25 protein-coding genes and 1 tRNA gene are annotated in these 26,016 nt (G+C 61.6%); 21 read left to right on the forward strand and 5 right to left on the reverse strand.

What is annotated here, in order from left to right:
- Positions 1–141 precede the first annotated feature (141 nt).
- A tRNA-Leu gene (locus HMPREF2822_RS07680) sits at positions 142–226 on the reverse strand.
- 190 nt (positions 227–416) lie between these two features.
- Between HMPREF2822_RS07680 and HMPREF2822_RS07685 the strand changes: the two genes are divergently transcribed.
- The 15 genes from HMPREF2822_RS07685 (at position 417) to HMPREF2822_RS07755 (ending at position 14,944) form a co-directional block, all read left to right on the forward strand.
- Positions 417–1,241, forward strand: a complete 825-nt coding sequence (locus HMPREF2822_RS07685; protein WP_070444456.1) for a DUF3662 and FHA domain-containing protein — start codon at positions 417–419, stop codon at positions 1,239–1,241.
- Positions 1,242–1,286: 45 nt separating this feature from the next.
- A complete protein-coding gene (locus HMPREF2822_RS07690; RefSeq protein WP_070523232.1) occupies positions 1,287–1,739 on the forward strand; it encodes an FHA domain-containing protein FhaB/FipA in 453 nt (150 codons plus the stop codon).
- Positions 1,736–3,070, forward strand: coding sequence for a PP2C family protein-serine/threonine phosphatase (locus HMPREF2822_RS07695; RefSeq protein WP_070523235.1), 1,335 nt, complete (start codon positions 1,736–1,738; stop codon positions 3,068–3,070). The genes HMPREF2822_RS07690 and HMPREF2822_RS07695 overlap by 4 nt, the downstream gene beginning before the upstream one ends.
- Positions 3,071–4,423 carry an FtsW/RodA/SpoVE family cell cycle protein gene (locus tag HMPREF2822_RS07700; RefSeq protein ID WP_070523239.1) on the forward strand — a complete coding sequence of 451 codons (1,353 nt, stop codon included), beginning with the start codon at positions 3,071–3,073 and terminating at the stop codon, positions 4,421–4,423. It abuts the gene before it with no gap.
- Positions 4,420–5,850 carry a penicillin-binding transpeptidase domain-containing protein gene (locus HMPREF2822_RS07705; protein ID WP_070523242.1) on the forward strand — a complete coding sequence of 477 codons (1,431 nt, stop codon included), beginning with the start codon at positions 4,420–4,422 and terminating at the stop codon, positions 5,848–5,850. Before HMPREF2822_RS07700 ends, HMPREF2822_RS07705 begins: the two co-directional genes overlap by 4 nt.
- Entirely contained in the window at positions 5,850–7,262 is a 1,413-nt protein-coding gene (locus HMPREF2822_RS07710) for a serine/threonine-protein kinase (RefSeq protein WP_070523245.1), read from the forward strand. The genes HMPREF2822_RS07705 and HMPREF2822_RS07710 overlap by 1 nt, the downstream gene beginning before the upstream one ends.
- Before the next feature lie 6 nt (positions 7,263–7,268).
- Entirely contained in the window at positions 7,269–9,209 is a 1,941-nt protein-coding gene (pknB, locus tag HMPREF2822_RS07715) for a Stk1 family PASTA domain-containing Ser/Thr kinase (protein ID WP_070523248.1), read from the forward strand.
- A 68-nt stretch (positions 9,210–9,277) separates the two neighbouring features.
- Positions 9,278–9,553, forward strand: a complete 276-nt coding sequence (gene crgA, locus HMPREF2822_RS07720) for a cell division protein CrgA (protein WP_070523252.1) — start codon at positions 9,278–9,280, stop codon at positions 9,551–9,553.
- A 15-nt stretch (positions 9,554–9,568) separates the two neighbouring features.
- Positions 9,569–10,645, forward strand: a complete 1,077-nt coding sequence (locus HMPREF2822_RS07725; RefSeq protein WP_070523255.1) for a sensor histidine kinase — start codon at positions 9,569–9,571, stop codon at positions 10,643–10,645.
- A 48-nt stretch (positions 10,646–10,693) separates the two neighbouring features.
- The gene (locus HMPREF2822_RS07730; protein ID WP_070523259.1) at positions 10,694–10,903 is read left to right on the forward strand and encodes a hypothetical protein; all 210 of its coding nucleotides are present in this window, start codon (positions 10,694–10,696) and stop codon (positions 10,901–10,903) included.
- 9 nt (positions 10,904–10,912) lie between these two features.
- The gene (locus HMPREF2822_RS07735; protein ID WP_070523264.1) at positions 10,913–11,566 is read left to right on the forward strand and encodes a response regulator transcription factor; all 654 of its coding nucleotides are present in this window, start codon (positions 10,913–10,915) and stop codon (positions 11,564–11,566) included.
- Positions 11,567–11,675: 109 nt separating this feature from the next.
- Positions 11,676–12,335, forward strand: a complete 660-nt coding sequence (locus HMPREF2822_RS07740; RefSeq protein WP_070523305.1) for an ABC transporter ATP-binding protein — start codon at positions 11,676–11,678, stop codon at positions 12,333–12,335.
- 2 nt (positions 12,336–12,337) lie between these two features.
- A complete protein-coding gene (locus HMPREF2822_RS07745; RefSeq protein WP_070523267.1) occupies positions 12,338–13,165 on the forward strand; it encodes a hypothetical protein in 828 nt (275 codons plus the stop codon).
- Between the two features lie 10 nt (positions 13,166–13,175).
- Positions 13,176–14,309: a sensor histidine kinase gene (locus tag HMPREF2822_RS07750; protein ID WP_158014575.1), complete on the forward strand. Its 1,134-nt coding sequence runs from the start codon at positions 13,176–13,178 to the stop codon at positions 14,307–14,309.
- Positions 14,306–14,944 carry a response regulator transcription factor gene (locus HMPREF2822_RS07755; RefSeq protein WP_070523273.1) on the forward strand — a complete coding sequence of 213 codons (639 nt, stop codon included), beginning with the start codon at positions 14,306–14,308 and terminating at the stop codon, positions 14,942–14,944. The genes HMPREF2822_RS07750 and HMPREF2822_RS07755 overlap by 4 nt, the downstream gene beginning before the upstream one ends.
- Positions 14,945–15,254: 310 nt before the next feature.
- Here the strand turns inward: HMPREF2822_RS07755 and HMPREF2822_RS07760 are convergent, their stop codons facing one another.
- Both HMPREF2822_RS07760 and HMPREF2822_RS07765 read right to left on the reverse strand, forming a co-directional pair.
- Positions 15,255–15,899, reverse strand: coding sequence for a rhomboid family intramembrane serine protease (locus tag HMPREF2822_RS07760; RefSeq protein WP_070523276.1), 645 nt, complete (start codon positions 15,897–15,899; stop codon positions 15,255–15,257).
- A 71-nt stretch (positions 15,900–15,970) separates the two neighbouring features.
- Positions 15,971–16,501, reverse strand: coding sequence for a peptidylprolyl isomerase (locus HMPREF2822_RS07765; protein ID WP_039672975.1), 531 nt, complete (start codon positions 16,499–16,501; stop codon positions 15,971–15,973).
- A 69-nt stretch (positions 16,502–16,570) separates the two neighbouring features.
- Between HMPREF2822_RS07765 and HMPREF2822_RS07770 the strand changes: the two genes are divergently transcribed.
- Positions 16,571–17,221 carry an HAD family hydrolase gene (locus HMPREF2822_RS07770; RefSeq protein ID WP_070523279.1) on the forward strand — a complete coding sequence of 217 codons (651 nt, stop codon included), beginning with the start codon at positions 16,571–16,573 and terminating at the stop codon, positions 17,219–17,221.
- Positions 17,222–17,225: 4 nt separating this feature from the next.
- Here the strand turns inward: HMPREF2822_RS07770 and metE are convergent, their stop codons facing one another.
- A complete protein-coding gene (metE, locus tag HMPREF2822_RS07775; protein WP_070523282.1) occupies positions 17,226–19,490 on the reverse strand; it encodes a 5-methyltetrahydropteroyltriglutamate--homocysteine S-methyltransferase in 2,265 nt (754 codons plus the stop codon).
- Positions 19,487–20,410: a methylenetetrahydrofolate reductase gene (locus HMPREF2822_RS07780; protein WP_070523286.1), complete on the reverse strand. Its 924-nt coding sequence runs from the start codon at positions 20,408–20,410 to the stop codon at positions 19,487–19,489. Before HMPREF2822_RS07780 ends, metE begins: the two co-directional genes overlap by 4 nt.
- Before the next feature lie 373 nt (positions 20,411–20,783).
- Here HMPREF2822_RS07780 and HMPREF2822_RS07785 point away from each other — a divergent pair, with 373 nt between their 5' ends.
- From HMPREF2822_RS07785 to HMPREF2822_RS07805, 5 genes are all read left to right on the forward strand, one after another.
- Positions 20,784–21,659, forward strand: a complete 876-nt coding sequence (locus HMPREF2822_RS07785) for a hypothetical protein (RefSeq protein ID WP_070523289.1) — start codon at positions 20,784–20,786, stop codon at positions 21,657–21,659.
- Positions 21,660–21,827: 168 nt separating this feature from the next.
- Complete coding sequence (locus HMPREF2822_RS07790) at positions 21,828–22,031, forward strand: hypothetical protein (protein WP_070523292.1); 204 nt, start codon at positions 21,828–21,830, stop codon at positions 22,029–22,031.
- Between the two features lie 71 nt (positions 22,032–22,102).
- On the forward strand, positions 22,103–23,677 hold the full coding sequence (locus tag HMPREF2822_RS07795; protein WP_070523296.1) for an ABC transporter transmembrane domain-containing protein: 1,575 nt from the start codon (positions 22,103–22,105) through the stop codon (positions 23,675–23,677).
- Positions 23,674–25,467 (forward strand): ABC transporter ATP-binding protein, encoded by a 1,794-nt coding sequence (locus HMPREF2822_RS07800; RefSeq protein WP_070523299.1) that lies wholly within the window; start codon positions 23,674–23,676, stop codon positions 25,465–25,467. Before HMPREF2822_RS07795 ends, HMPREF2822_RS07800 begins: the two co-directional genes overlap by 4 nt.
- Positions 25,468–25,489: 22 nt before the next feature.
- Entirely contained in the window at positions 25,490–25,981 is a 492-nt protein-coding gene (locus tag HMPREF2822_RS07805) for a GNAT family N-acetyltransferase (protein ID WP_070523302.1), read from the forward strand.
- The last annotated feature ends 35 nt before the right edge of the window (positions 25,982–26,016 follow it).

Raw genomic sequence — 26,016 nt, forward strand, 5'->3', positions numbered from 1 at the left:
GCCGGAAAACAACACGTTTTGTCGTTTAGGCCACACTTGCAATCCTCGACCGCCAAAGTTCAGAAAAAGAAAGAAACCGGAGGTCACGAACCCTTTCGAGTTTGTTACCTCCGGTGTCGCAGTTTGTTCAACTGCTCAGCGTGCCCGGGGCGGGACTTGAACCCGCACGTCCTATAAGGACACTGGCACCTGAAGCCAGCGCGTCTGCCAATTCCGCCACCCGGGCAGGGTATTGATGTCTTGGCGACTAGCTAACTTTAGCACGCAGCCCCAGCGAATCTACAAATCCGCTGGCAAACCTGAACTTTCCAGGGAACTTTGCCGCGCGCGTCTACGTTAAGTCAAGGAAAGCACCCTATACTGATCGCTGCTATATCTCTCCCTGAAAACATCCCGAAAGGAGGACGGCCCTTCCAATGGCATTGCTAGATAAGCTCGCCAAGCTGGATTCTTCCCTGCAACGCGGACTGGACAACGGCATGGCCTTTGTCTTCGGCGGCAAGGTCGTCCCCGCTGAGATTGAGGAGCTTCTCAAGCAGGAGGCGCAGGACAATTTGTCCCGCGGTGATGATGGCAAGCTGTATAGCCCCAACGTCATGACCGTCGGCGTATCCTCCAAAGATATCGAGAACCTCTCCCAAGACCGGGGTGTTCCCAAGGATCTAGCTGATCAGCTCACCCGCTTCATCCGTAACAGTGGCTGGTCCCTCGCCGGGCCGGTCATCGTACGCATCGCGGAGGAGTCGGGACTGCGGACTGGGCAGTTGCGCGTGTCCTCCTTTTTGGATCACGAGCCCACCGAAGAAACCGGATTTGATGCGATTTTCCACCACGACCATGGTCAGGAGGACTCTATGACCCAGCCGCACAACGCCGATGAGGCCGCAACCACCGCCTTTATGGCGCCCACCCCGAACCAGCCGGCGCCGCAGGGCCCAGCGGTAACACTCATGCTGCAGGACGGCTCCTCCCGCGTCTACCACGTGCAGGAGGGCTCCAACATCCTGGGCCGCAGCAATGACGCGGACCTGCGCCTGCCCGATACCGGTGTATCCCGCCAGCACGCGGAGATCACCTGGAACGGCCAGGACGCCGTGCTGGTGGACCTGCAATCCACGAACGGCACCACCGTGAACGACACCCCGATTGAGAACTGGCTGCTTGCCGACGGCGACGTGATCACCCTCGGCCACTCCCACATCGAGGTGCGCATCACCGGCCTTGAGAACCAAGGCTACTAAGCCGCCTCAGCAACTTTTCCAGATTTTTTAGCGTAAGGACTTTCCATGGATTCGATCGTGCTGCTCTCGCTGCGCATCGGCCTGCTGGTGTTGCTGTGGCTGTTCATCTTGGCCGCACTCAACGCCATGCGTCGCGATGCCAATAAGGCCGCCGGCGTCTACCAGGCATCGGCCCCGGTGAAGGGGGCCCAGAGGCGTCGCGAAGCGCCGCGTGAGATCACCATCGTGGACGGGCCGCTGCGCGGTTCCCACATGGAGCTAGGCACTCTTGAGGACTGTACGATGGGCCGCGCACAGGACTGTGACTTTGTCACTGGTGATGATTTCTCCTCCGGTCACCACGCCCGTTTGTTCCGCCGGGGCAGCGAGTGGTTCGTGGAGGACCTCGAATCCCGCAACGGCACCTTCGTTGGTGGCGTTCGCATTGACCAGCCAGAACGAGTCGGAGTCGGCTCCGATATCAAACTTGGCCGAACGACCGTGAGGTTGATGGCATGACTTTAAGCCTGACTTTTACTGCAGTGACGGACCGCGGACTGGTCCGCGAAAACAACGAGGACTCCGCCCACGCGGGCCCGCACCTGCTGATGTTGGCCGACGGCATGGGAGGCCACGCAGCCGGCGAGGTTGCTTCCACCACCATGGTGGAGCACATGGCCTCCCTCGAGCGCGATCCAGGCGATAATGACATGCTGGCGCTCCTTGGGGCCGCAGCAGAGGACGCCAATGCGGCGATCCGCGAGCACGTGGACGAGCACCCGGAGACCGAGGGCATGGGCACCACGCTAACCGCCCTGCTCTTTAACGGATCCGAATTCGGCGTGTGCCACGTGGGTGATTCCCGCGGCTACCGGCTACGCGAGGGCAAGCTGACCCAGATCACCAAGGATGACACCTACGTGCAGTCCCTCGTCGATGAGGGCAAGCTCGATCCGGCAGATGTCTCCTCCCACCCGCAGAAGTCACTGATCCTCAAGGCCTATACCGGCCGGCCCGTGGAGCCGACGCTCTTTACGCTCGATGCTGAACCGGGCGACCGCCTCCTGCTGTGTTCGGACGGCCTGTCGGATCCGGTGACGGCCTCTACCATCGAGCAAGCTCTGAAGCAGGGCACGGTCGAAGAGGCCGCCACCACCCTGCGGGATCTAGCGCTGCGCTCCGGCGGCCCGGACAACGTCACCATCGTGGTGGCGGAGGTCGTGGACGGTGAGGGCGATGACGTAGCCCCAATCACCGTCGGTGCCGTCCAAGGCGTCGTCCCGGAACCAACGCACCCCGATTCTTCCGCGAGCCGCGCCGCGAAGCTAATCTCGCCCCCAAAAGCGCAGGCCGCTGAGGAGAAGCCCCAGGACGAACCACAGCGGCGGCCACAGCGAAGCCGGATTGGGTGGAAGGTCATTGCGTGCCTTGCCATCATCATCGTGCTGGTCATCAGCGGCGGCCTCTGGATGAAAAGTTACCTGGGCAGCAACTACTACGTGACCGCCGATGAAGAAGGCGTCCTCACCATCCAAGAAGGCGCGGACTATGAGATCTTCGGCCGCCCGCTACACCACACGTATCAGAATGCGTGCCTAAACAAGGACAATGCGCTCAAGCTGGGGCACGGCGCCTGCGACGGTGATTTCGCACCGTTCGCGCTGAAGGATTTGCCCGAATCCGAACGCGCTGCCGTGGGCAACCTGCCCTCCGGCTCCTATGACGAGGTGCAAACACAGCTTTCGCAGCTCTCGGACAAGGCGCTCAAGCCCTGCCCGAAGGCGTCGAAGGACGAGAAAAACAAAGATGCCAAGAGCGAATCCAAAGGAAACTGCCGGGAGGTGAAGTAGATGAGTAAGTTCTTTTCCCGCGGCACCGAGTTCGGCCTGCTCGTGCTCGCCACCGTGGTCTTCGCCATCACCCTGGTCAGCCTCGAGTTGTCGCAGGGCAACGTGCTGACCCTCGATGTCCTCTACCTCATCGGTGGATTCATCGGCGTCTTCGCCGTCGCTCACTTGGTGCTCTGCTTCCTCGCGCCCTACGCGGATCAGCTCATGCTTCCCATCGTCGCGGTGCTCAACGGCACCGGGCTCATTCTGTTGCAGCGCCTCGACCTGGCGAATGACGGCGGGCTGGCGGTGCGGCAGGTGATGTGGACCATCGTCGGCCTCATCCTCTTCGCGCTGGTGCTCATTCTCCTACGCGATCACCGCTCGCTGACCAGGTACTCCTATATCTTGGGCGCGCTCGGCCTGATCCTTCTCGCCTTGCCCCTCGTGTGGCCGCAACCGCCGGGCGTGGATGCCCGCATCTGGCTGTGGCTGGGGCCGTTTTCTATCCAGCCGGGCGAGTTCTCCAAGATCTTGCTGATCCTGTTCTTCGCCATGCTGCTTACCCAGAAGCGCTCGCTGTTCACGGTGGCCGGCTACAAGTTCCTCGGCATTTCTCTGCCACGCCTGCGAGATCTGGCTCCCATCCTGGTGATCTGGGGCATCGCGATTATCATCATGGGCATTTCCAATGACTTTGGTCCCGCCCTGCTGCTGTTTAGCACCGTGCTCGGCATGCTCTTTATGGCTACCAACCGCGTGAGCTGGTTGCTCATCGGCGTCATCCTCGTGGGTATCGGCGGCTTCAGCATCTACCAGGTGTCGGACAAGATCCAGCAGCGCTTCTCCAACTTCTTGGATCCGCTGGGCAATTACGACACCACCGGTTACCAGCTTTCCCAAGCGCTGTTCGGTATGTCCTCCGGCGGCATTACCGGATCCGGCTTGGGCCAGGGCCACCCGGACATGGTTCCGGTAGCGCACTCGGACTTCATCCTGGCCGGGATTGGTGAGGAATTCGGGCTCGTCGGCCTCGCCGCCGTGCTCATTCTCTTTGCCATGCTGGTCTCGCGCGGATTCCGTACCGCACTGACCTGCCGCGATACTTATGGCAAACTGGTTGCCTCTGGCCTCGCGCTCACCTTGGCCGTGCAAGTCTTCGTCGTCACCGGCGGCATCTCCGCGCTGCTGCCCATGACGGGCCTGACCACGCCGTTCATGTCTGCGGGTGGTTCTTCGCTCATGGCCAACTACATGCTGCTGGCCATCCTGCTGCGTATCTCGAACGCGGCCCGCCGCCCGGCGCGTGAGCTGAGCTCAAACGCACCCACTGACACGTCCATGTTCCCCGCCGTCCAGGAGGCCACCCGATGAATAGATCGATCCGCCTCGTTTCCCTCTTTGCCCTGATCCTTACCGCCGTCCTCCTGGTGAACCTCACGGTGGTGCAGGCGTTTTCGACGGATAAATACGCCCACAACCCCAAGAATGTTCGCGGCTACCTGGAGATGCGCACTACCCCGCGCGGCCAGATCTTCGCCGGCGATACGGTCTTGGCGCAGTCCACCGCGGATGAGAACGGCAATTACTCGCGTTCCTACCCCACCGATTCCCCGGCCTTCGCTGATATCACCGGCTACCTTTCGGAGCGCTTCGGCGCCTCCCAGCTGGAGGCATCCCAGAATGACATCCTCAACGGCAAGGATGATTCGCTGCTGGCGCGCAATTGGCTCGACACGCTCTCCGGAAAACCCCAGATGGGAGCGAACGTCGAGGTCACCATCGATCCCGCACTGCAGCAAGCCGCCTACGACCAGCTAGCCGGGCCCGGCTATAACGGCGCGGCCGTGGCCATCCAGCCCTCGACGGGCAAGATTCTGGCCATGGCCTCCACCCCTAGTTTCAACGTCTCCGACCTGCTCGGTGACAACGCCAGCGAACGGTGGGAGCAGTTGCAGAACCAAGAAGGCACGCCGCTGGTTAACCACGCCGCGCAGGACACCCTGCCCCCGGGCTCGATTTTTAAGATCATCACCACCGCCGCCGGCCTCAATAACGGTTTCAACCCGAACTCCACGTTGACCGGCGCCGCCTCCATCACGCTGCCCGATTCCGTCACGGAGCTGACCAACGACGGCAACCGAGCCTGCGGCGGCGCAGAGAGCGTCACCCTACATACGGCCTTCGCGCTGTCCTGCAACACGGCTTTTGCGCAGATGTCAGAGAGCATCGGCGCCGATGAGCTGCGCAAGTATGCGGAGGGCTTCGGCGTGGGTGAGAAGTACTCGCTCGGTGTGGAGACTTCCGCTGGTGCGCTGGGCGAGCTTGGCGACGGCGCCCAAGTCGCCCAATCCGCCATCGGTCAGCGCGACGTCACCATGTCCGCGCTCCAGGCGGCTATCATGGCCGGCACCATTGCCAACAAAGGCAAGCGCATGGAGCCCTACTTGGTCAACCGCATCACCGATGCCCAGATGAAGGAGCTGCGCTCCACCGAGCCACGCCAGGCTGCCGAGGCCGTCAGTGAAGAGACGGCCAATACCATCAAGGACCTCATGTTTGCCTCCGAGCACAGCACCTATGGCTATGACGGAAACGGTTTTGCCTCGAAGACCGGTACCGCCGAGCACGGCGAGGGCCTTGCTCCGCACGCGTGGTACGTGGCTTTCGACCCGGACAAGGACATCGCGGTGGGCGTCGTGGTCAAGGACGGCGGGCACCTTGGCCAGAATGCCTACGGCGGCCAGGTCTCCGCGCCCATCGGCCGCGCCATCCTGCGCGCATACGGAGGACAGCAATAGTGAGTAGTGCAGATAACAAGGAACACCTCCAAGCGCTGATCGGTGAGGACTATCAGCTGCAGTGGATCGTCGGCCACGGTGGCATGTCCACGGTGTGGCTGGCGGACGACGTCCGCAATGACCGCGAGGTCGCCCTCAAGGTCCTGCGCCCAGAGTTCTCCGATAACAACGAGTTCCTCTCGCGCTTCCGCAACGAGGCCAAGGCCGCAGAATCCATCGATTCCGAAAACGTCGTAGCTACGTACGACTACCGGGAGCTTGAGGACAACGGCCGCATCTTCTGCTACATGGCCTTGGAATACATTCGCGGAGAATCCCTGGCGGATCTCTTAGCCCGCGAAGGTGCACTGCCGGAAACGCTGGCCCTCGACGTCATGGAGCAGGCCTCCCACGGCCTCTCCGTGATCCACCACATGGGCCTCGTGCACCGCGATATCAAGCCCGGCAACCTCATGATTACCCAAAATGGGCAGGTCAAGATCACCGATTTTGGTATCGCCAAGGCCGCTGCCGCAGTGCCGCTGACCCGCACGGGAATGGTCGTCGGCACCGCCCAATACGTCTCCCCCGAGCAGGCCCAGGGATATGAGGTTGGCCCGTCCTCCGACGTCTATTCACTCGGCGTCGTGGGCTATGAAATGCTGGCTGGTAAGCGCCCCTTCAGCGGCGATTCCTCAGTATCGGTGGCGCTGGCGCACATCAGTCAGGCGCCGGAGCCCTTGTCGACGTCGATTAGCGCGCCCACCCGTGAGCTGATCGGCATGGCCCTGCGCAAGGACCCGGGCACCCGCTTCGCCGACGGCAACGAGTTCACCAACGCGATTGCTGCCGTGCGCCAAGGCCAGCGCCCGCCGCAGCCGAAGTCCGCGGCACTCGCGCCTATCGCAGCCGAACCCTCGCCTTCCGCCTCCACGGAGATGCTGGCCAACATGGCGCACCCCACCACGGTGCGTCCGGCCGTTTCCACACCGCAGTCTGAAGAGCGCCCTGCCAAGCAGGGGGGCTTCGGCACTGGGCTGCTCATCGCCGTGGCCATCGCCGCCCTCGTGGCTATTGGCTTCATGGCCTATAGGCTGTGGGGCAACACCTCTCCAACTCCGCCGCCTCCGCCCACCGAGGTCATCGTGACCGAAACGGTAGAGCCAGAGACGACGGTGGAAGAGGAACCGGAAAGCCCCGAGACCGTCGAGATCACCACCGTGGAAGAGGAACCTACTCAAGTCACCGTCACAACGACGCACTCTGTCATCCCCTCCCCTTCCATGACCACACACCACACGACCCATGAGGAACTGCCCACCCTCCCCGTGGAGGAGACGCAGCCACAGGTCAATGACAGCCCAACGCTCGAGCCCGAACTAGACTCACAGAACAACCCCACCGAAGAATCCGCACTACAGGGAGGCCAGTAACCCACCATGGTCAGTGATCGGTACCACCTCCGCCAGTCCATCGGCACCGGCGGTATGTCCGAGGTCTACGAGGCCGAGGACACCGTCTTGGGGCGCACCGTTGCCATCAAGATGCTGCGCCCCGACATGGCGCGCGATGTTAATTTCCGTGAGCGCTTCCGCCGCGAGGCCCAGAACTCCGGCAAGCTCAACCACCCGAACATCGTCGCTGTCTTCGACACGGGTGAAAAAGACATCGACGGTCTGATGGTGCCCTACATCGTCATGGAATACGTGCAGGGGCGCACCCTGCGCGACATTGTCCGTGAGGATGGCCCCATGCCGGTGGAAGAAGCCGCGCGCGTGCTGAAGCCGGTAGCGGATGCCCTTCAGTCTTCCCACGAGGCAGGCATCATCCACCGCGACATCAAGCCGGCCAACATCATGCTCACCAACACCGGCCAGGTGAAGGTCATGGACTTCGGCATCGCCCGCGCGCTGGATGATTCCACGTCCGCGATGACGCAGACCTCCGCCGTCATCGGCACCGCGCAATATCTTTCCCCGGAACAAGCGCGGGGCAAGCCTGCCGACGCCCGCTCCGACGTCTACGCCCTGGGCTGCGTCATGTATGAAACGGTCACCGGGCGCACTCCCTTTGAAGGTGAGACACCGTTTGCGGTGGCCTATCAGCACGTGCAAGAGGAACCAACACCGCCGTCGGACTTCATCACTGCGGACCTCACGGAACGGCAGCGGCTCGGCGTTGATGCCGTCGTGCTCACGGCGATGGCCAAGCACCCAGCGGACCGCTACCAGTCCGCGTGGGAGATGGGCGATGACCTCGAACGCTTATCCCAGGGCCAGCTGCCCGAAGCGGCGCGCTCTCACGTCAACGACGAGGATCACCCCACCACGATGGTGGCACCCGTGTCCGCGCAACACCGCGCGCCGGTGGCCTCCACCCGCCCGTCGGAGGATGAGGAATCTGGCTCCGGTCTCAAGTGGCTGGCGGCGTTGCTCGCCGCCTCCCTCGTGGCCATCATTGGCTATTTTGCCTGGGATTTCTGGGATAGCTCCCGCCAGGAGGCCCGCGAGCGCGAACAGGCGCAGCACGAGGCGGCCAAGCGCTCTGACATGGTCACGATCCCGAAGGTGGCCAACCGCCCACGCAATGAAGTGGTGGCGGAGCTGGAGAAGCTTGGCTTGTTGGTGACCGTCAACGAAGAGCCCAGCCCCGACGTGCCGCGTGGCAAGGTTATCCGGGTCAACCCGGCAGAAGGTTCGGAGCTGCAGAAGAATTCTTCAGTCACGTTGACTGTGTCTTCCGGCAAGGAAGTCACTGAGGTCCCGGATCTCACCGGCATGAAACTGGATGAAGCCACCACCGCGCTGGAGGAAGCCGGCCTGGAGCTGAATACCGACGTGGAGCAGGTCAATGACGAAGCCCCCACCGGCCAGATCATTTCCCAGAACCCGGCGGGCGGCACGCAGCTGTCCAAGGGCTCGAAGGTTCATATCACGGTGTCTAAGGGCCAGAAGGAAGTCAGCGTGCCGGACGTCAGCGGCATGGATCGTGACCGCGCGGTTGAGATGCTGTCCTCCATGGACTTTGATGTCACCGTGAATTCGGTGGATTCTGAGCTGCCGGAAAACCAGGTGCTCAAGGTCGTCGAGAAGGGCCAAAAGCTTCCGAAGGGCAGCCCTGTTACGCTGGAGGTCTCTAACGCGATGCTCATCCAGGCACCGGAGCTTGTGCACTCCACGCAGCAGGAAGCTGAATCCGCGCTGCGCGCCAAGGGCTGGTCTGGTTCCATCGAGGTAGGCGAACGTATTCCGACCTCGAACCCGATCGACAGCAACAAGATTGGGTGGGCGTCGGCAAGCCGCGGCGATGTCATCCGCAAGGATCAGACCATCCAGGTCCGTTTCTGGGAGTTTGACCCGGCAGCGTTGCTGCCGCAGTAGCTCTCAGTACCGCAGCTGCTAAGGTATCCCACAGATTAACCACCCCTATTCTTCGTGAAGGTGTAATAATGCCAAAGTCCAAGATCACGACGGAGGGCTCCGCACTCCCGCAGTCCTCCAGCTCTGCTACTAACCGCACCCCGGTCAAGATCAACTCTGAGGGCACCCCGAAGTGGTACATCGCCATCATGCTGGGCCTCATGCTCATCGGCCTGCTCTGGCTCGTGGTGAACTACCTGGCTGGCGAGTCCATTCCGTTCATGCAGGAACTGGGGCCGTGGAATTACGGCATCGGCTTCGGTCTGGCCATCATCGGTCTGTTGATGACGATGGGCTGGCGTTAGCTTTCAGCGCCGCCGATGAACTCCTCGAAGTTCTATAGCATCGCCGGCGTCGGCTGCATCATTTTGGTGATGCTCACCGTCACGGTGGATAAAAACTTCCTCACCCCCGGCGCACTCGTCCTCGCCGGCCTCGGCGTCACCCTGACGCCGCTGGCCGTCCGCTACCCACGCGTGGCGGCCTGCGGGTATGGTGCGCTTTTTGCGTTCGCTATGTGGTGCCCGGACTGGCGGTCATTCCTAATCCTGGCGTGGAGCCCCGTCATCGTGGGCATCGTGGCGTTTCGCACGCGCTGGCTGTGGGCGGTTCCCCCAGCGGTGGTGTACACATACCTGATCACGACGGATCCATCGAACAATTATCTTCCGGATTTCGATCCGCTAAGCCTCTCGCTACCGCTTCTTCTGTATGCGGTGGCCATCGTCATTGGGGCCGTACTGCGCAGGACCTGGGACCAGCGTCTTGCCGCTGAGCAACGCGCCGCTGAGGAGCGCGAGGCGCTTATGACAGCCCTCCATGATTCGGTCGCCGCGACCTTAACCTCCGTGGTTATGCGTTCTGAGACCCTAGCGCTGACCCAAACGGATTCCTCAGCGGCCGACTCCGCGGAGGCAATTGCTGACGACGCCCGCCGCGCCATGGGCGAGGTGCGCGATCTATTGCGCGTGATGAAGAACGAAAGCGTGACAAAGGGCGTCAAGTCCTTGGAGGAAGACCTCGACACTATGGTCAGCTTCCTGAGCAGTCATGGTTTTCAGTGCGATCCGCAGATAACAGTGGGCAAGAATGGCCAGCTTGCACTGCCGGACAAGCTCTCCCTCGTGTTCTCCGAACTCGCCGTGAACATCCTCAAGTACGCCCGCCCTGAATCCCGTGTAAGCATCGAGGCAACGAGCACCTCCAAGACCATCGACGTGGTGATCACTTCCGTGATTGCGGCTCAGCAATCACGCCAATACATGACGACGAATCTGGGCTTGGGTGAAATTGCCCGCCGCGTTCGCCGAATGCACGGCAGCTTCGGCAGCGGCAAAGAGGGCGAGCACTGGGTCACACGCCTTTCTCTTCCCACCGCCAGCCTCAGAAAAATATAGTAAGCTTTCCCGGTAGTCCGCCGTTTCTTAAATTCCCAAAGGTTTGACATGCGTACTTCCCTCGCCGTTGCCGCCGCAGCTCTCGCGCTGTTTTCCGCGCCAATCGCCAGCGCTGCTGAGGCTCCTGCTGAAACCACCGTTGACACCGCTACTGAGAACACTGAGTCCACCGGATTCACCTTCTACAAGTCCTTCGGCCGCGAATTTGCCGACCACTTCCGTTGCTCCACCAGCCCCCAGCGCTGGTGGTGCGGCTAAACTGTTCCCATGAGCATTCGGGTTTTCCTCGTTGACGATGATGAGCTCGTTCGCTCGACGCTCCGCGTCTACTTCCAGACCACCGAGGACATCACGGTGGTCGGTGAGGCAACCAACGGCGCCGATTGCTTAGCCCAGCTTGAAGAAGCCAAGCCGGACCTCGTCCTCGCCGATATTCACATGCCGCACATGGACGGCATTACGCTGCTCAAGCACCTTAACTCCGCGCCGAATCCCCCGACGTTCTTGGCCGTCACCGCCTTCGACTCGGATGACACGATGCTGAAGATCCTGCGGGCGGGCGGCGCGGGCTATATCTTGAAGAACCAGCGCCCACGCTCCATCATCGAGGCGGTCCGCGCCGCCGTGGAGGGCGGCACCGTCGTAGCACCCGCCGCCATGCACCGTTTGGTGGACTACATTGGGGAACCCGCCACCCCACGCGATCCCGTCGCCGCCGCTATTGAGAGCCACGAGCTTCACGACGCCGAAATTGCCGTCCTCAAACTCCTCCTCGCCGGCAACTCCAATTCTGAGATTGCTGCCGCCACCCACTATTCCGAGTCCGCCGTGAAGAAGCATGTCTCACGCCTCATCACCATCTTCGGCGCCAGCACGCGCCTGAACCTGGTGGCCAAGATTCTGGGCGGCGCTGGCTCTTAGGCCCGACTCAACTCTGCTCGGTTAACGGGCTTCTCCCCCAAATGGCGGAGGCAAAAGATTGCCTGCTTAGGCGATGTTTCTCATGCCCCTGATCAATATCGTCAGAGGTATGAACACCGTATTCACTGCTCGAGACATCACCGTCTCCTTCGCCGGACATGAGGTTGTCCACGGCGCGAACCTCACGGCATCGCCCGGACGGATCACCGCTTTGCTTGGTCCAAACGGCGCCGGCAAATCCACCACGCTCCGGGCTGCCCTCGGCTTGGTGAAAGCCACCGGAACGAAGCACATCAATGGCACCATCGGGCTGCTCCTCGACGATGGCGGCCTCGTTACCAGTCTCACCGGGCGTCAGCATCTCCACGCAATGGCGAGGCTATATGGCGTCGATAAGTATCGGGTACAAGAGGTTTTAGAGCTTGTCGATATGTCGCACCGCTGCGACCGGCAGCTCAAAACTTACTCGTTAGGCATGAAACGGCGTATAGCGCTAGCGGGAGCTCTGTTACAAGATCCCGACATCATCATCTTGGACGAGCCGTCCTCTGGTCTTGATCCTGACGGCATTCGTTGGCTGGGCGAAGTCTTGTGTGCGGAAGCTTCCCGTGGGAAGGCAATTATCATGGCAACCCATCATCTGGCTGAAGCGGCCGCAGTCGCCCACGACGTAGTCATCATTTCTCGTGGTCACACCACATTCACAGGCGTTCTCAGTGAAATCCCTGACCTTGAAGCCGCCTACTTCGCCCACGCTACGAAAGGCTAGACATGAAATCCGAGCTTTATACCCTTCGTCACCTCCCGAACGTGCTGATCGTCGCGATACTCGCAGTTATGATGGCGGGCATCAGCGCTGTCCTGCAGTGGGCACTTCCGTTCCTTTTGAAAATTGACCCGCCACAAGTCGGTGACAGTCCAACAGGCCAACAGGTGCAGGCGCTTATCGACGGCTCCGACCCCACGACGTCCAGTTTCCAATTGGCCGCCCTCGATATCACAGGTTCTGGCCAGTCCACAGGCATTTCAATCTTCCTCATCGCCATTGTTGCACTCACAATCACTGCAGCTAGCTACCCATTTTCCAGTGGTGCAGTGGTGTGGAAGGTGGTTGGCGCTGGTTCGCGTATGAAATGGGTGCGTTCTTTGATCGCGGCTGTACTTAGTACCGTCCTCCTAGTATGCGTGGCAGCGTGCGTTCTTAACTCACTGATCGCACTGGTTGCGGCTCCGATGAATGATGTTTCTCTGGTTGCTTCTGCTTCTAATGTCGCTGTCGTGTGGCTGCGAGGCAGCTTGGCCGTGCTACTACTGACCCTCGCGATCATCGGTGTCGTATTAGCCATACGGAGGATCGGTCCAGCCATCGGCGTTATTGTCGCAGTGTTGATGGCAGGAGTGATCTTGGGAACTATCGGCGTCATGGCCGGGTGGGAACCGTATCTTTACAGTTGGCTTCCTTCTTCTGCTGTGTCAATTGCTGGTGGACAGGGGGCAACGCAGACTATGAATCCATGGGTAGGTATTGCTGTACTTGCCGGCTGGTCGGTTGTGAGCATGGGACTTGGGCTCACCCGCTTTTACAGGGCAAATCTTTAACATGGACTTCATGAATCGCCTTTCAGCCAGAGACATCGCTCTCGCTGTCATCGTTCTATCCCTTGACCTCGTTGGGTTCCTAGTGGCTAGCTCGATGGAACCAACCCCCTTCAATACCGCATTGTCTCCAGCGCAGTTCTGGCTGATTCTTGTTGCCATCATTGCCAAAGGCATCCTCCTGCTTTGGCGCCGTAAATTTCCCTTAAGCGTCCTACTCGGGATTTCTGCTACTGAGCTTTTGTGGTCCCTCTACTGTCTCGTCACCGCAGACCACAGCCTCGGCTACAACGGTATCGCTGCCTCGGTGGCCGCGTTTTCGCTAGCGCTGCACACGAAGTCAAAAACTCGCGACTCTATTTCCCTCATTATCTCGGGTCTCATTGTCGGCGTCCTCCGCGCCATTGCCATGCCACCGCTGGGAGGAATCGAGCCTCCACTTTTTACTCTGCTCACAGCCTTGGGCTGGCTGCTCCCCCTCATAGTGTTCTTTGCTATTGGACTCGCTGTCCGCAATAGCCGTGAGCTCACCGCATCCCTCGCCCGCCAAGCAGAACTCGCTGAGGAAAACGCCATTGTCGAGGAACGCGCCCGCATTGCGCGAGAGCTTCACGACACCACCGCCCATCACCTCTCAGCCATCGCCATCCAAGCTCAAGCCGCACAGGCATGCATCGATGTCAACCCCACCGCTGCCAAAGAGCATCTCCAACACGTGACCTCGTCGACGACGAAGGCACTCCAGGATGTCCGCGCGACCGTTAGCAAGCTTTCGGTTTCCGATGCCGAAATACACCGCATCCCTCAGCCGACAAATCTGTCTGCGCTAATTTCGGAGGTTCGCGCTCTAGGGCAGGCAGTAACGTTTTCGGACACCTCCCACTTGTCGGAGGGCGAGTTGATCGCGGCTTATCGAATCACCCAAGAAGCTCTGACAAATGCCCGCAAGCATGCAACAGGCGCGCCTGTTGATGTCATGCTGAGCGATGATGAACTGCGGATAATCACCCGCGGCACTTTCACACATAGCCCCACGGGCCGTGGCACCATCAGCATCCAAGAGCGCGCCCGAGCTGTCGGTGCAACCGCTTTCAATGAACCTACCGAAGATGGTTGGCTGGTGCTCATTACCTGGAGGAAGCCATGATTCGAGTCTTGTTAGTTGATGACCAACCTCTGATCAGACAGGGATTAAAGGCAATCTTCGAGGCCACCGGTGAGATCAAAGTTGTGGCTGAGGCAGCTTCCGGGAATGAGGCGATAGCAGCTGCAAAGGCTCGCGACATTGATGTGGTGTGCCTCGATATCCGCATGCCTGACGGGGACGGGATCTACGCAACCACGGAGATTAACAAGCAAGACAATCCCCCAGCTGTCATCATTATCACCACCTTTGACCTGGACGAATACGTCTTTGGTGCCCTCGAAGCCGGTGCCTGTGGCGTCATGCTGAAAGACTCCCCAATGACCGACCTCATCCAAGGAGTCAAACACGCGGCCTCAGGTGAAGGCATGGTCGACGCTGCGGTTACTAAAAGGGTGATTGCGGAATTTGGTCGGCGGAAAGCGCGGGCCACGGTAGATTCAGCCCTACTCACGCCGCGCGAACTCGAGTGCGTACGGGCCCTGGGCAAAGGATTGACCAACATCGAAATCGGGCGCGAGCTGTATTTGGAGCCCTCTACGGTCAAGACTCATTTGTCATCTGCGATGGCCAAAGTTGGAGCTAGTTCGCGAGTACAGCTCGTGATCTGGGCCTTTCGCGCAGGAGTGGTGAGCTAACGAGGGGGCGCAGTTCCCAACACCACCTCGCAGCCGGAGCACTGTTAACACCTTGGGTACAAAGTTATCCACAGGGTGGGGATAACTCTGTGGAGAACGAATTCCACAGTCTTTCTCCACACCCTGTGGATAAGTGTTTTCACGCTTCCCACAGCTCGCACAAAAACTTCGAACACAATCTAATACGCTGCTGATCTGCGGTTATCTTGGCCCACACGTTCGGTAAATTACAAAAATGTAGTTATCCACAATGTGGATAACTTATGTGGAATTCTTTCGCACAGAGGTTTTGGTGGATAACACGCCCGAGTTATCCCCAAAGCCCAGCTCGCAGCGCCGCTGCAACAGCAGCTATCACCCCGATAAGCCATATCCCCAGCCAACGCAGCCACGCACGTTGGCGAAAGAGGAATGGCGCCAACAGCAGTCCTGTGAGCAAACCGCCCAAGTGCCCCCACACGGAGACGTTCTCCGCCACAAAGCTGTAGACAACGTTTGCTACGACCAAGACGATGGGCGCGCGCAGGTCTAAACCGCGACTGCGGTACACGCCGATGAGTAGTCCCATGAGCGCAAAGAGGGCACCGGAGGCGCCCACCGTGGGTGTGCCGAAATCCATCCACAGCACTGCGGCGGAAGAGCCAACAATGGAGATGAGATAGGCCGCCACGTACAGCGCGCTGCCCAGGGCGCGTTCTACTTCCCTACCCACAAAGAACAGCATCACCATGTTGACCAAGAGGTGCCCGGCGTCGAGATGCATAAAGCCCGCGGTAATGACAGTTGTGGGGTGCTCGGACACTTCAGGGCCCCACAGCGTCCAGTCTTGGGCCAGCAAGCTGCGATAGTAGGGCGTCGAGAGGGTCTTGGCCTGGATGGCCGTGACCAACCATGCCCCAATGCACAGCACCATGAGCACCATGGTGACTGGCGCTGATTTCAGATAGTTCTTCACACGGACTCCTAAAACAACGAGCCCGCCACCACATCACGTGGCAGCGGGCTCAGATGAAAAGCTAAGAACGCTTAGGCGATCTCGATGGACTCGATGACAACGTCCTCAGCCGGACGGTCCATGCGGTCGGTGGAGACCTTCGCAATCTTGGACACGACTTCCTGGGAAGCCGCGTCGGTGACCTCACCGAAGATGGTGTGGTGGTTGTTCAGGTGCGGGGTCGGCGCCACGGTGATGAAGAATTGGGAGCCGTTGGTGCCCGGGCCGGCATTCGCCATGGCCAGCAGGAACGGGCGGTCAAACTGCAGCTCCGGGTGGAACTCATCCTGGAACTGGTAGCCGGGGCCGCCACGGCCGGTGCCGGTCGGGTCGCCGCCCTGGATCATGAACTGGTCGATGACGCGGTGGAAAATAGCGCCATCGTAGAACGGGCCGGACTGCTCGCCCTTGGCGTTCTGGGTGGTGTAGTCCTTCTCGCCCTTAGCCAGGCCGATGAAGTTCTCAACGGTTACCGGTGCGTGGTTACCGAACAGGTCGATAACAATGTCACCGTAGTTGGTGTGCATCGTTGCAGTTGCGGTCTTCTGAGTCATGCCAGCCATTGTATGGAAATTTCCACCATTTCGTTGTTCCGCCGCGACGCTGTCAGCGATCTGCGTAGGGTTGCAAGCATGATTCGCGCCGTTCTCTTCGATCTCGATGACACCCTCATGGACCACACCGCCGCGATGCATGCGGCCGTCGAGGAGTGGCTGCCGGGCGGGCACCATGAGCGCTTCGCGGAGATGGAGCGCAAGTGGTTCGCCGCCTACGAGCGCGGCGAGGTCACCCACCAGGGCCAGCGCGTGGAGCGCTGCCGCGAATTCTTGGGCCGCCCGGAGATGACGGAGCAGGAGGCGCTGGCGGAATATGCCAAGTATTTGGCCGCGTATGAAAAGCACTGGCAGGCGCTTGGCGACGCCCTCCCCGCCCTCCAGCACGTCCTATCCCTGGGCCTCAAGGTCGGCATTCTGACGAACGGTGCGCGGGACATGCAGGAGGCAAAACTACGGGCGGGCGGGCTCGACCTGCCAGACGTCGAGCTCTTTCCCACCGTGGAAATGGCTAAGCCAAAACCGCACCGAGAGGCCTACCTCGAGGCTTGTCGGCGCCTAGAGGTAGAGCCTGGCTCCACGCTCATGATTGGTGATTCGGTGGCTAATGACGTTGAGGGTGCACGTGCAGCGGGGCTCAAGGCACTGCACTTCGATAGGTCCGGAAACGGAGACATCGCCGCGCTCAGCGAGCTGACGGCGATGGACGGTTTAAATCCAGAGTTTTAAACCCCTACAGGCTAGAGCGGACCTCGTCGCGGGCGAGGACCAAGTTGCGCAGGGAGGCCTCGGTCTCTTCGTAGCCGCGGGTCTTCAGGCCGCAGTCCGGGTTGACCCACAGGCGTTCGACCGGCACGTTCTTGAGCGCCGCGCGGATGAGCTCGGCCATCTCCGCCACGGACGGGATGCGCGGCGAGTGGATGTCATAGATGCCGGGGCCGATCTCGGAGTGGAACTTCTCATCGATGTCTTCCAGCAGCTCCATGCGGGAGCGGGCGGCCTCGATGGAGGTGACGTCGGCGTCGAGGCCGGCGACGGCGTCGATGATTTGGCCGAACTCCGAGTAGCAGAGGTGCGTGTGGATCTGGGTGGTCGGCTTGGCCTGCAAGGAAACCACTCGGAAGGAGCGCACGGCCCAGTCGAGGTAAGCCATGCGGTCCTTCTCGCGCAGCGGCAACAGCTCACGCAGGGCGGGCTCATCGATCTGGATGATGTCGATGCCGGCCTCTTCGAGGTCACGGACTTCGTCGGCCAGTGCCACGCCGAGCTGGTCGGCGGAGACGGACTGGTGGACGTCATCGCGCACGAAGGACCAGGCCAAGATGGTCACCGGGCCGGTGAGCATGCCCTTGACGTGCTTCTCGGACAGGGACTGCGCGAACTTCGCCCACTCGGTGGTCATGGCCTTCGGGCGGGAGATGTCACCAACCACGATTGGCGGACGGGTGCAGCGGGAGCCGTAGGACTGAACCCAACCGTTCTCGGTGACGACGAAGCCGTCGAGAAGCTCGGCGAAGTACTGCACCATGTCGTTGCGCTCCGGCTCGCCGTGGACCAGGACGTCGAGGCCCAAGCGCTCCTGCAGCTCGATGACGGACTTCACCTCGTTGCGCAGGGCCTCGGTGTAGTCGGCGTCGGAGAGCTCGCCCTTGCGGTGCGCGGCGCGGGCAGCGCGGATCTCAGAGGTCTGCGGGAAGGAACCGATGGTGGTGGTCGGCAGCTGCGGCAGGCCGAGGGCCTCCTGTGCCTTGTTGCGCTCCGCGAACTCCGGCTGGCGCTGGACCTGGCCCTCCGGCAGCTGCGCGGTGCGCTCCTGCACGGCCTGGTTGTGGATGCGGGAGGACTCGGCGCGGGTGCGCACGGCGCGGTCGGCCTGCGCATAAGCCTCCGGGGCGTCGAGCGGGCCGGCGGCGAATGCCACGACCTCGCGGACCTTCTCGTCGGCGAAGGCGAACCAGGTGGCAACGTCGACCGGCAGGGAGGTCTCCGCCTCGACGGTGTGCGGGACGTGCTGCAGGGAGACGGAGGTGGTTACGGTGACGCCTTCGCCCAGGGTCTCGAGCTTTTCGCGCAGGTCGCGCAGGTTAGCGGCCCAGACGTTGCGGCCGTCGACAAGGCCGGCGGCGAGGTGGGTGGCGCCGGCAAGCTTGGCGACCCGCTCGAGGTAGGAATTGTCCAGCGCCAAGGTTCCCACCGAGAGATCCACCTGGACCGCTTCCGGCTTGAGCTCAGCGATGACGTCAAGGCCAGCATTGAGGGAACCATAGGGTGTGGTCAGGTAGACCTGCGGGCGCTTCTCCGCGCTAAGGATGCGGCCATAGGCGCTCTTGAGCGCGGCGGCGAGGGTGGCGTCGTCAGCCGCGGCGAGGTCAGCGACCAGGGCCGGCTCAACGAGCTGGAGCCACTCCACGTTGGCGTCGGCAAGCTGCTCCAGCACGGTGAGGTAGGAGTCCACGAGCTCATCGAGGCGGTCGAGCGGCTGCTTGATGGCGCCCTCAGCCTGCTTGGACAGGGCCAGCAGGGTCACGGGGCCGACGAGGACCGGGCGCACGGTGTGGCCGGCGGCGCGAGCCTCCTCGACGATCTTCAACACGCGCTGCGGGCGGGCACTAAAGGTCTGGTCATCGCTGATTTCAGGAACAATGTAGTGGTAGTTGGTGTCGAACCACTTGGTCATCTCCAGCGGCGCGGTGTCCTTGTTACCGCGAGCCAGGGTGAACTCGTCATCGAGGCTCTCGCCCTGGGCAGCGCCCACGGTCAGCGCGGTTTCCAGGACGTGATCGTAGTAGGCGACGTCTGCCGGGATGGCGTAATCCTCAGTGAGCCCCAGCTCCTTGAGGCGGGCGTAGGTATCGAGGCGCAGGGAGTGCGCGGCGGACTCGAAGGTCTCGGCGTCGATCTTGCCGGACCAGTAGGACTCCAGCGCGCGCTTAAGCTCACGATGGGCACCTACGCGGGGATAGCCCTCAATCGTTGCCTTGGGAAATGGTGCGGTCATGGGGTAACTCCAATTCGATGTAGCAGGTCAGTCGTAATGTCTGGATTGTTATGCGTGTAGATGTGCAGTCCGTCGGCGCCGGCGTTCATCACCGATTTCGCCAGGGAGGCCGTAAGCTGCATCCCGATTTCTTTCTCTTCCTCGGGGGAGGTCGCTGCCGCGAGCTGATCGAGCACGTGCGGTGGCCCGTCCAGCCCGGACAGCTGGCACATTCGCTCCACCCGAGCACGGCTAGTCATCGGCATGATCCCGGGGATGAGCGGAATGCGCACGCCCGCCAGCCGGGCGCGTTGGGCGAAGCGGACGTAATCCTCCGCGTCAAAGAAGAGCTGGGTGATGGCGAAGTCAGCGCCGAGGCGTTGCTTGGCCAGGAGAACGTCGATGTCCTCGTCCGCCGTGGCGGACTCGGCGTGACCGTTGGGGTAGCAAGCCACGCCCACGGCCAAGCGCCCAGCGGCCAAGCGCGCCACGCGGGCGGATTCCCAGCGGCGGATGAGCCGGACGAGGGAGTCGGCGTGCGGCAGGTGGCCTTCGGGCATGCCACCCTCCGGCAGATCGCCCCGAAGCGCGAGGAGGCCGCGAACGCCGGCGTCGACCAGCGTGTCGATCCAGCCAACAAGCTCTTCCTCCGTGCCGGCGGTGCAGGCCAGGTGCGCCAGGGGACGCATCGCGGTATCGCGCGAAATCTTCTCAATGAAGGCCGCGGTTCCCTCCAGCCACCCGGAGCGCTGGGAGCTGGTGACGGCGATGTAATCGGGGTTATATGCGGCAAGCGTGTCGAGCAAACGGTCAATCTTTTTGGCGTCCGCATCGTGGCGCGGTGGGATCACCTCGAAGGAGAGAGCGGTGCGCTGGGGGCGCTTAGGCGTATCTTCGCTGATTTGGTCTAGTGGTGCGGATGCGGAGAGTCGCGGGGACATGCTCACCTCCTCTGCAGGTCATCGTGGTCGGTCATCTGTGCTGTTGGTGAAAAACGTACCAAGCTGTCCATTTTGAGCGAAAGCATTTAGACAATGGTCATACCTTTCCAACCCAGCCAGCTGCACCGTTGCCCAAACCAGTGCTGAATAAAAAGGCCACTATTCCGTACAAAGCTGTCTATTTACGTCATACCGCTCGCTACCTGTGGCCCCTGGTGGCAGGACGTGGCTGCCGCCACTACGCTGAAAGGGAGTAACCAGCACCAACGCGGACACTCATGTGCAGTGTCCCGTCCGGTGCCGACAATCACTCCATAAACTATTACCCACAGAGCAATTACCTCAGCATCGACGTAAAGGAGCATTTCTCCCGATGAACCCCACCGCACTGTCCACAGCCATTAGCGCCACCTCCGCCCTGGTAGAGCGCCTCAAGGAACGCCGCGATGAGAAGGCCCGTGAGGCCTACTCCGTGTTGGAAACTGCGGCTGCCCGCATGGAAGAGCGCGATGGCGAGTGGTTCCCGGAGGCCCGCCGCGAAGCCGGTGCCGTGACTAAGGCCGCGCATGCCCGCCTCGAGCGCACCCTCGAACAGCTCAAGGAGCGCAGCGAGGAAGCAACCGAGAAGCTCTCTGAGGCTGCATCAGAGGCCCAGGATAAGGCCTCCAAGCAGTGGAAGAAGACCCAGAAGCAGGCAGAAAAGAAGGCCACCAAGGCCCGCAAGCAGGCCAAGAAGAAGGCTTCCAAGGCTGAGAAGAAGGCGCAGAAGCAAAGCGCCCAGCTGCAGAAGAAGGCCCGCCGCATCAGCGGCAAGGATAAGAAGAAGGGCTCGAAGATCTGGCTGATCTCCGCGCTGGTTGCCACCATCGCTGCTATCGGCGGTGGCATCTACTACTTCTTCACCCAGAAGAAGGAAAAGGAATCTGCCGTCCCGCCGCGCGTTGAGGACTTCTCTTCCCCGTCCGCACCGCAGGGTTCCACCTTGGTCTACACCTCCACCACCGAGGATGACGCCAAGAAAGAGTCCGACCTGGCTGAGGAGGGCGTCGTCGAGCGCGATGAAGAGCTGCTGGGCTCGCTGGATGAGCAGCTGGCCAAGCACCGCGAGGAAGAAACCGCCATCCAGGACGCCGTCGAGACCGAGATCGAGGTCAGCAACGCCGACAAGAAGGATGCCGACACCTCCCGCATCACCGATGATCACGAGTCCGAGGGCAAGCACCGCCTCCAGACCGAGGACGAGAACTAACCCCCCCATCCTTGGGGGTGCGCATTTCGTTGCCTTGATCTCACTGCGTTGCCCCCGCGCGCCCGACCTGCTTGAATTGAAGGCTAATCGGCATCGATCCTCATAGATCGGTGCCCGCGCGCTGTTTTGCGCGGGAAGCCCTATCAACAGCAGGCAAGGAGATCAGGCATGAGCTTTGAGTCGCTCGTAGTCAAGCTCAAGAGCGGGGAGACCTTTTATTTCCCCGCAGGTGCCGTGAGCGGCGATCCGTCCACCCGCGTGGATAACCTGCGCTTTGCCATTGAAAACGGCACGCAGTTTAACTCCGTCGATGATTATGGAGTCGACCGCGAGTTCAACGGTTATGACGTGGAAAATTACCACTTGGCTTAATTCCCCACAGTGAGTCACCGATCGTAATCTGAATCACTCATCCATCCTTTTGCGCTATAGGATGAGTCTTTATGACTCACTATCCACGCATGCGGACGTGGTCGTGGTATCTCCCCGATGAGCCACCTACCGGCGAGGTTTCCCTCACCGAGACCACCAACTTCTCCCGCCCAGCTAAAGCAACGTGGCATCTGCTCGGCGCCCAGCGCACCGGCGTTATCGGCATCTTCGTTGCCACCCTCATCAACGCGCCGCTGGGCGCGTTGGTCTCCGTCATCATCGGCCAGACCACGCAGTATGCCTTCTCCGAGCCCTCCTGGCGCACCGTAGCGCTGCCGCTTGCGGCCACGGCGATCCTCCTCTTCATCGCCTATATCTGCGAGGCCACGGCGGATGCTTTCACAGACTTGTCCCAAGCACGCACCACCCATACGCTGCGCCTGAACCTTCTGGATAAGTTGCTGGGCGCTTCCACCGCAGGCATTAGCCCCGGCCGGCTGCTCAACACGATGGATGAGGATTCGCACTACATCGGTCAGCTCAAGCAGATCCTCAACTTCCCGCTGGTCATGGTGGGCTACCTCTTGGGCGCGGTGGTCAGCCTGGCCCCGATTTCCTGGCAGGTCTCAGCTGTGCTGCTGGTCGGTGCACTCGCCACCGCGCTGGCCTCCTGGGCCACCACGAAGCCACTGACAAGGATCGCCGCGCGCCGCCGCCAGTTGGAGAACACCGCGCTTTCACTCGCCACGGACTTTGCTCAAGGCTCCCGGGTGATCAAAGGCCTCGGCGCCAAGGACATCGCGCGCCAACGTTTTTCCAACGCCGCCCAGGACTCCTTGGGCGCCATGCTCCGCGAGGCCAAGCTGTCCTCCCTCATGGCCTGGCTGCGCCAGATGGTTCCCGCGTCCTTTGCCGTGGGCATTCTTGCCTGGACCTCCTGGGAAACCTTCGAGGGCCGCATCGCCCCCGGCGGGATGATGGCGATCACCATGCTCGTCCCGCCCGCGCTCACCGCGCTGGGTGTGTCTCTCGGCCTGCTCACGGAGAACTGGGCGCGGGCGCGTGCTTCCGTGGAGCGCGTCGGCGAGCTGCTCGGCCAGCTTTCTTCCAACACCACCGAGGCCGCCGGCACGCCGATTAACCTCTCCCCCGGCTTGCACGTGTGGATGCCTATCAGCACAAAGGGGCGCAGCACCGTGGACTCTTGGGTGCGCTACCTCCATGAGCACGGCGCCTTGTGCCCGCCACACCGCATCTCCGTGTTGGAGGGCACCCTGCAGGACAACGTCGATCCGCTGCGAAGTGCTAGCGCTACGCAGCTTCACGACGCCCTCCACGCCTCCGCCTGCGAGGATATTGTTATCCGCCTCGGTGGGCTTGGTCCCAACGGCGAGCTACCCACCGCGCCCATCGGTGAGGCCGGCCTCAACCTCTCCGGCGGCCAGCGCCAGCGCGTCGCGCTTGCCCGCGCGCTCGCCCTCGACCCCGATGTCCTCGTGCTGGACAACCCCACGACGGGACTGGATTCGTTGACCCTGGCGGACGTCGCCAAGCGCGTGCGTGAACTGCGCGCCGGCAAGACCACCGTGATCATTACATCCGCCTCCACGTGGGCCGCCAACGCCGATGAGGTGGTGGAGCTATGAGCCAGCAGGATCGCGCGGATGCCCTTGCACCTGCCTCCCCGCGGGAGTGTCTCCGTTTTCTGAAGACCCTGCCCAGTGCGCCCAGTCGGCTTGGCATCGCCCTTTTCTTCGGACTGTTTACCGTTACGGTCATCATGATGAACCTGGTCTCCCAGGTGCTTGGCCGCGTCGTGGACATCATCCAGGGCGTGGAGATCCCCATCCTTGGCACGGGGCGCGCAGCCATGGTGGGCGCGCTCGTTGTTATCGCGGTGGGCTTCCTCGTGGAGGTCACCGGCCGCACAGTGGGCCGCTTGTTGGTTACCTCCACTACCCGCCGTCTCTCGGTAGATCTGCGCACCTCAGCGCTGGATTCCGCCCTCGGCGCCCCCGTGCCCGCCGTCATGGAATTGGGCACCGGCAACATCATCACGCGCCTGTCCAAGGACATCGACACCGTCGTCATGACCATCTCCATGATGGGTGACCGCCTCGTGCTCACGCTCTTCATGCTGCCGCTGACCGCGCTCATGATGATCTTCATCCACCCCGCTTATGCGCTGCTCTTCATAGCGGTGAGTTGTCTGCTCTACCCCTTCATCCGCGGCACCATGCGGGATATCCCCGCCGTGGCCAACGAGGTGTCCTCGGTGGAGGCCTACCGCAACAACGTGCTGCTGGACACCATTCGCGCCCTGGAGACCCTCCGCCAGTTCTCCCTGAAAGACTGGGCGCATGCACGCATGGAGCGCTATTCCTGGGACACGGTACAGGCCTGGGGCGACAAGGTGCCGCTCATCAACCGCATCCTGGGCCAAGGCGCCCTGGCCTTCGCGGTGTTGCTCTTGGGATCGGTCCTCATGTCCGTGCCGATGGTGATGTGGGAATGGTTGACACCTGGCGAGGCCACCGCCGCCGTGCTGCTGATCATGCGGTTGGAGATCCACGTGTTCAACATCCTCTTCTTCGCCGGCGAAATCCAGCATTCCGTGACGTCTCTCGGCCGCGCGGTGGCCCTTGCCACCCTGGAGAGCAGCGCTGGTACGAAGGAGCTCAAGGACACTCCCCGGCTACACGACGCCCCCACCATCACCATCGACCACCTTTCCTACGCCTACCCCGGCGGGGCACGCGTGCTTGACGACGTCTCCCTGACCCTCACCGCCGGCACCACTACCGCCCTGGTGGGTACCTCCGGTGCGGGTAAATCCACGCTCGCCGCCCTCGTGGCGGGCCTGCAGTACCCATCGGCGGGGAACATCAGCCTCGATGGCATCGATACCGCCTCAGTGCCCAATACGTGGATTACAGAGCACGTCGCGCTCATTACCCAAGAAGTCCATCTCTTCTCCGGCACCTTGCGCGAGGACCTGCTCCTGGCCAAACCTGACGCCAGCGATGAGGAGCTGTGGCATGCGCTCAACACCGTGGGCTTGGATAAACATTCGCGGTGGCTGCCCCAGGGCCTCGATACGCTCATTGGTGCGGGCAACGAGGAAATTGGCGCTGAAGCCGAGCAACAGCTTTCCCTGGCCCGCATGATCCTGCGCCAGCCGCCGGTGCTCATCATGGATGAGGCCACCTCCGAAGCCGGCTCCGAGCACGCCAAGGTACTCGAAAGCGCCGCCAAGGCAGTCACCAAGGGGCGCACCGCGCTCGTCGTTGCCCACCGCCTAGACCAGGCCCGCGAGGCCGACCGCATCATCGTGATGGAACAGGGTCAGATCGTTGAGGATGGCACCCACGCCGAGCTGATGGACCTCGGCGGGCGCTATGCCTCGGCCTATTCCCAATGGGAGCACGGCTCATAGGTGGTGCACGCCGCGTCCTACCATGGAAACTATGCATCTTCTTTCCCTCACCGAAGCTGACCGCACCTACCTCGCCCGTATTAACTTTCTTGCCGATACCTTCGGCGATGAGCACAAGGAACTCCCCGCGGGCTTCGAGGAAGGTTTTGATTATTACCTCGGCGGTTGGGAGCCTTCCCGCGGAGGTTTCATCGCCTGGGAGGGCCACGTCCCTGCCGGTGGCGTGTGGCTGAACTGGGGAACGGCGCAGCGCCATGGTTTCGGCCACGTTATTGAAGGCATCCCGGAACTTGCTCTAGCTGTGGAACCTCGCTTCCGCAGCCAAGGAGTGGGCACCATGCTTATCGACGCCGCCACCGAACTCGCCCGCGAGATGGGCGCCCCAGGCATCTCGCTGTCGGTGGCTAAAGATAATGACCGCGCCCACCGCCTTTACCTGCACCTTGGCTTTGAGCCGGTGAGCGAGAGAAGCGGGCACATCGTCCTGGTCAAGCGCTTCAAGGATGCCGACTAAGTTTGTGATGTCTAGGGACTTTTTGGACACGGAGT

This window comes from Corynebacterium sp. HMSC062E11, assembly GCF_001811845.1.
In the GTDB taxonomy this organism is placed as follows: Bacteria; Actinomycetota; Actinomycetes; order Mycobacteriales; family Mycobacteriaceae; genus Corynebacterium; species Corynebacterium hesseae.

What these genes read in the sequence shown, in the direction of transcription:
- HMPREF2822_RS07685 (WP_070444456.1), top strand. Translation starts at nt 417, where the DNA reads ATGGCATTGCTAGATAAGCTCGCCAAGCTGGATTCTTCCCTGCAACGC.
- HMPREF2822_RS07690 (WP_070523232.1), top strand. Translation starts at nt 1,287, where the DNA reads ATGGATTCGATCGTGCTGCTCTCGCTGCGCATCGGCCTGCTGGTGTTG.
- HMPREF2822_RS07695 (WP_070523235.1), top strand. Translation starts at nt 1,736, where the DNA reads ATGACTTTAAGCCTGACTTTTACTGCAGTGACGGACCGCGGACTGGTC.
- HMPREF2822_RS07700 (WP_070523239.1), top strand. Translation starts at nt 3,071, where the DNA reads ATGAGTAAGTTCTTTTCCCGCGGCACCGAGTTCGGCCTGCTCGTGCTC.
- HMPREF2822_RS07705 (WP_070523242.1), top strand. Translation starts at nt 4,420, where the DNA reads ATGAATAGATCGATCCGCCTCGTTTCCCTCTTTGCCCTGATCCTTACC.
- pknB (WP_070523248.1), top strand. Translation starts at nt 7,269, where the DNA reads ATGGTCAGTGATCGGTACCACCTCCGCCAGTCCATCGGCACCGGCGGT.
- crgA (WP_070523252.1), top strand. Translation starts at nt 9,278, where the DNA reads ATGCCAAAGTCCAAGATCACGACGGAGGGCTCCGCACTCCCGCAGTCC.
- HMPREF2822_RS07725 (WP_070523255.1), top strand. Translation starts at nt 9,569, where the DNA reads ATGAACTCCTCGAAGTTCTATAGCATCGCCGGCGTCGGCTGCATCATT.
- HMPREF2822_RS07730 (WP_070523259.1), top strand. Translation starts at nt 10,694, where the DNA reads ATGCGTACTTCCCTCGCCGTTGCCGCCGCAGCTCTCGCGCTGTTTTCC.
- HMPREF2822_RS07735 (WP_070523264.1), top strand. Translation starts at nt 10,913, where the DNA reads ATGAGCATTCGGGTTTTCCTCGTTGACGATGATGAGCTCGTTCGCTCG.
- HMPREF2822_RS07740 (WP_070523305.1), top strand. Translation starts at nt 11,676, where the DNA reads ATGAACACCGTATTCACTGCTCGAGACATCACCGTCTCCTTCGCCGGA.
- HMPREF2822_RS07745 (WP_070523267.1), top strand. Translation starts at nt 12,338, where the DNA reads ATGAAATCCGAGCTTTATACCCTTCGTCACCTCCCGAACGTGCTGATC.
- HMPREF2822_RS07750 (WP_158014575.1), top strand. Translation starts at nt 13,176, where the DNA reads ATGAATCGCCTTTCAGCCAGAGACATCGCTCTCGCTGTCATCGTTCTA.
- HMPREF2822_RS07755 (WP_070523273.1), top strand. Translation starts at nt 14,306, where the DNA reads ATGATTCGAGTCTTGTTAGTTGATGACCAACCTCTGATCAGACAGGGA.
- HMPREF2822_RS07765 (WP_039672975.1), bottom strand. Translation starts at nt 16,501, where the DNA reads ATGGCTGGCATGACTCAGAAGACCGCAACTGCAACGATGCACACCAAC.
- HMPREF2822_RS07770 (WP_070523279.1), top strand. Translation starts at nt 16,571, where the DNA reads ATGATTCGCGCCGTTCTCTTCGATCTCGATGACACCCTCATGGACCAC.
- metE (WP_070523282.1), bottom strand. Translation starts at nt 19,490, where the DNA reads ATGACCGCACCATTTCCCAAGGCAACGATTGAGGGCTATCCCCGCGTA.
- HMPREF2822_RS07780 (WP_070523286.1), bottom strand. Translation starts at nt 20,410, where the DNA reads ATGTCCCCGCGACTCTCCGCATCCGCACCACTAGACCAAATCAGCGAA.
- HMPREF2822_RS07785 (WP_070523289.1), top strand. Translation starts at nt 20,784, where the DNA reads ATGAACCCCACCGCACTGTCCACAGCCATTAGCGCCACCTCCGCCCTG.
- HMPREF2822_RS07790 (WP_070523292.1), top strand. Translation starts at nt 21,828, where the DNA reads ATGAGCTTTGAGTCGCTCGTAGTCAAGCTCAAGAGCGGGGAGACCTTT.
- HMPREF2822_RS07795 (WP_070523296.1), top strand. Translation starts at nt 22,103, where the DNA reads ATGACTCACTATCCACGCATGCGGACGTGGTCGTGGTATCTCCCCGAT.
- HMPREF2822_RS07800 (WP_070523299.1), top strand. Translation starts at nt 23,674, where the DNA reads ATGAGCCAGCAGGATCGCGCGGATGCCCTTGCACCTGCCTCCCCGCGG.
- HMPREF2822_RS07805 (WP_070523302.1), top strand. Translation starts at nt 25,490, where the DNA reads ATGGAAACTATGCATCTTCTTTCCCTCACCGAAGCTGACCGCACCTAC.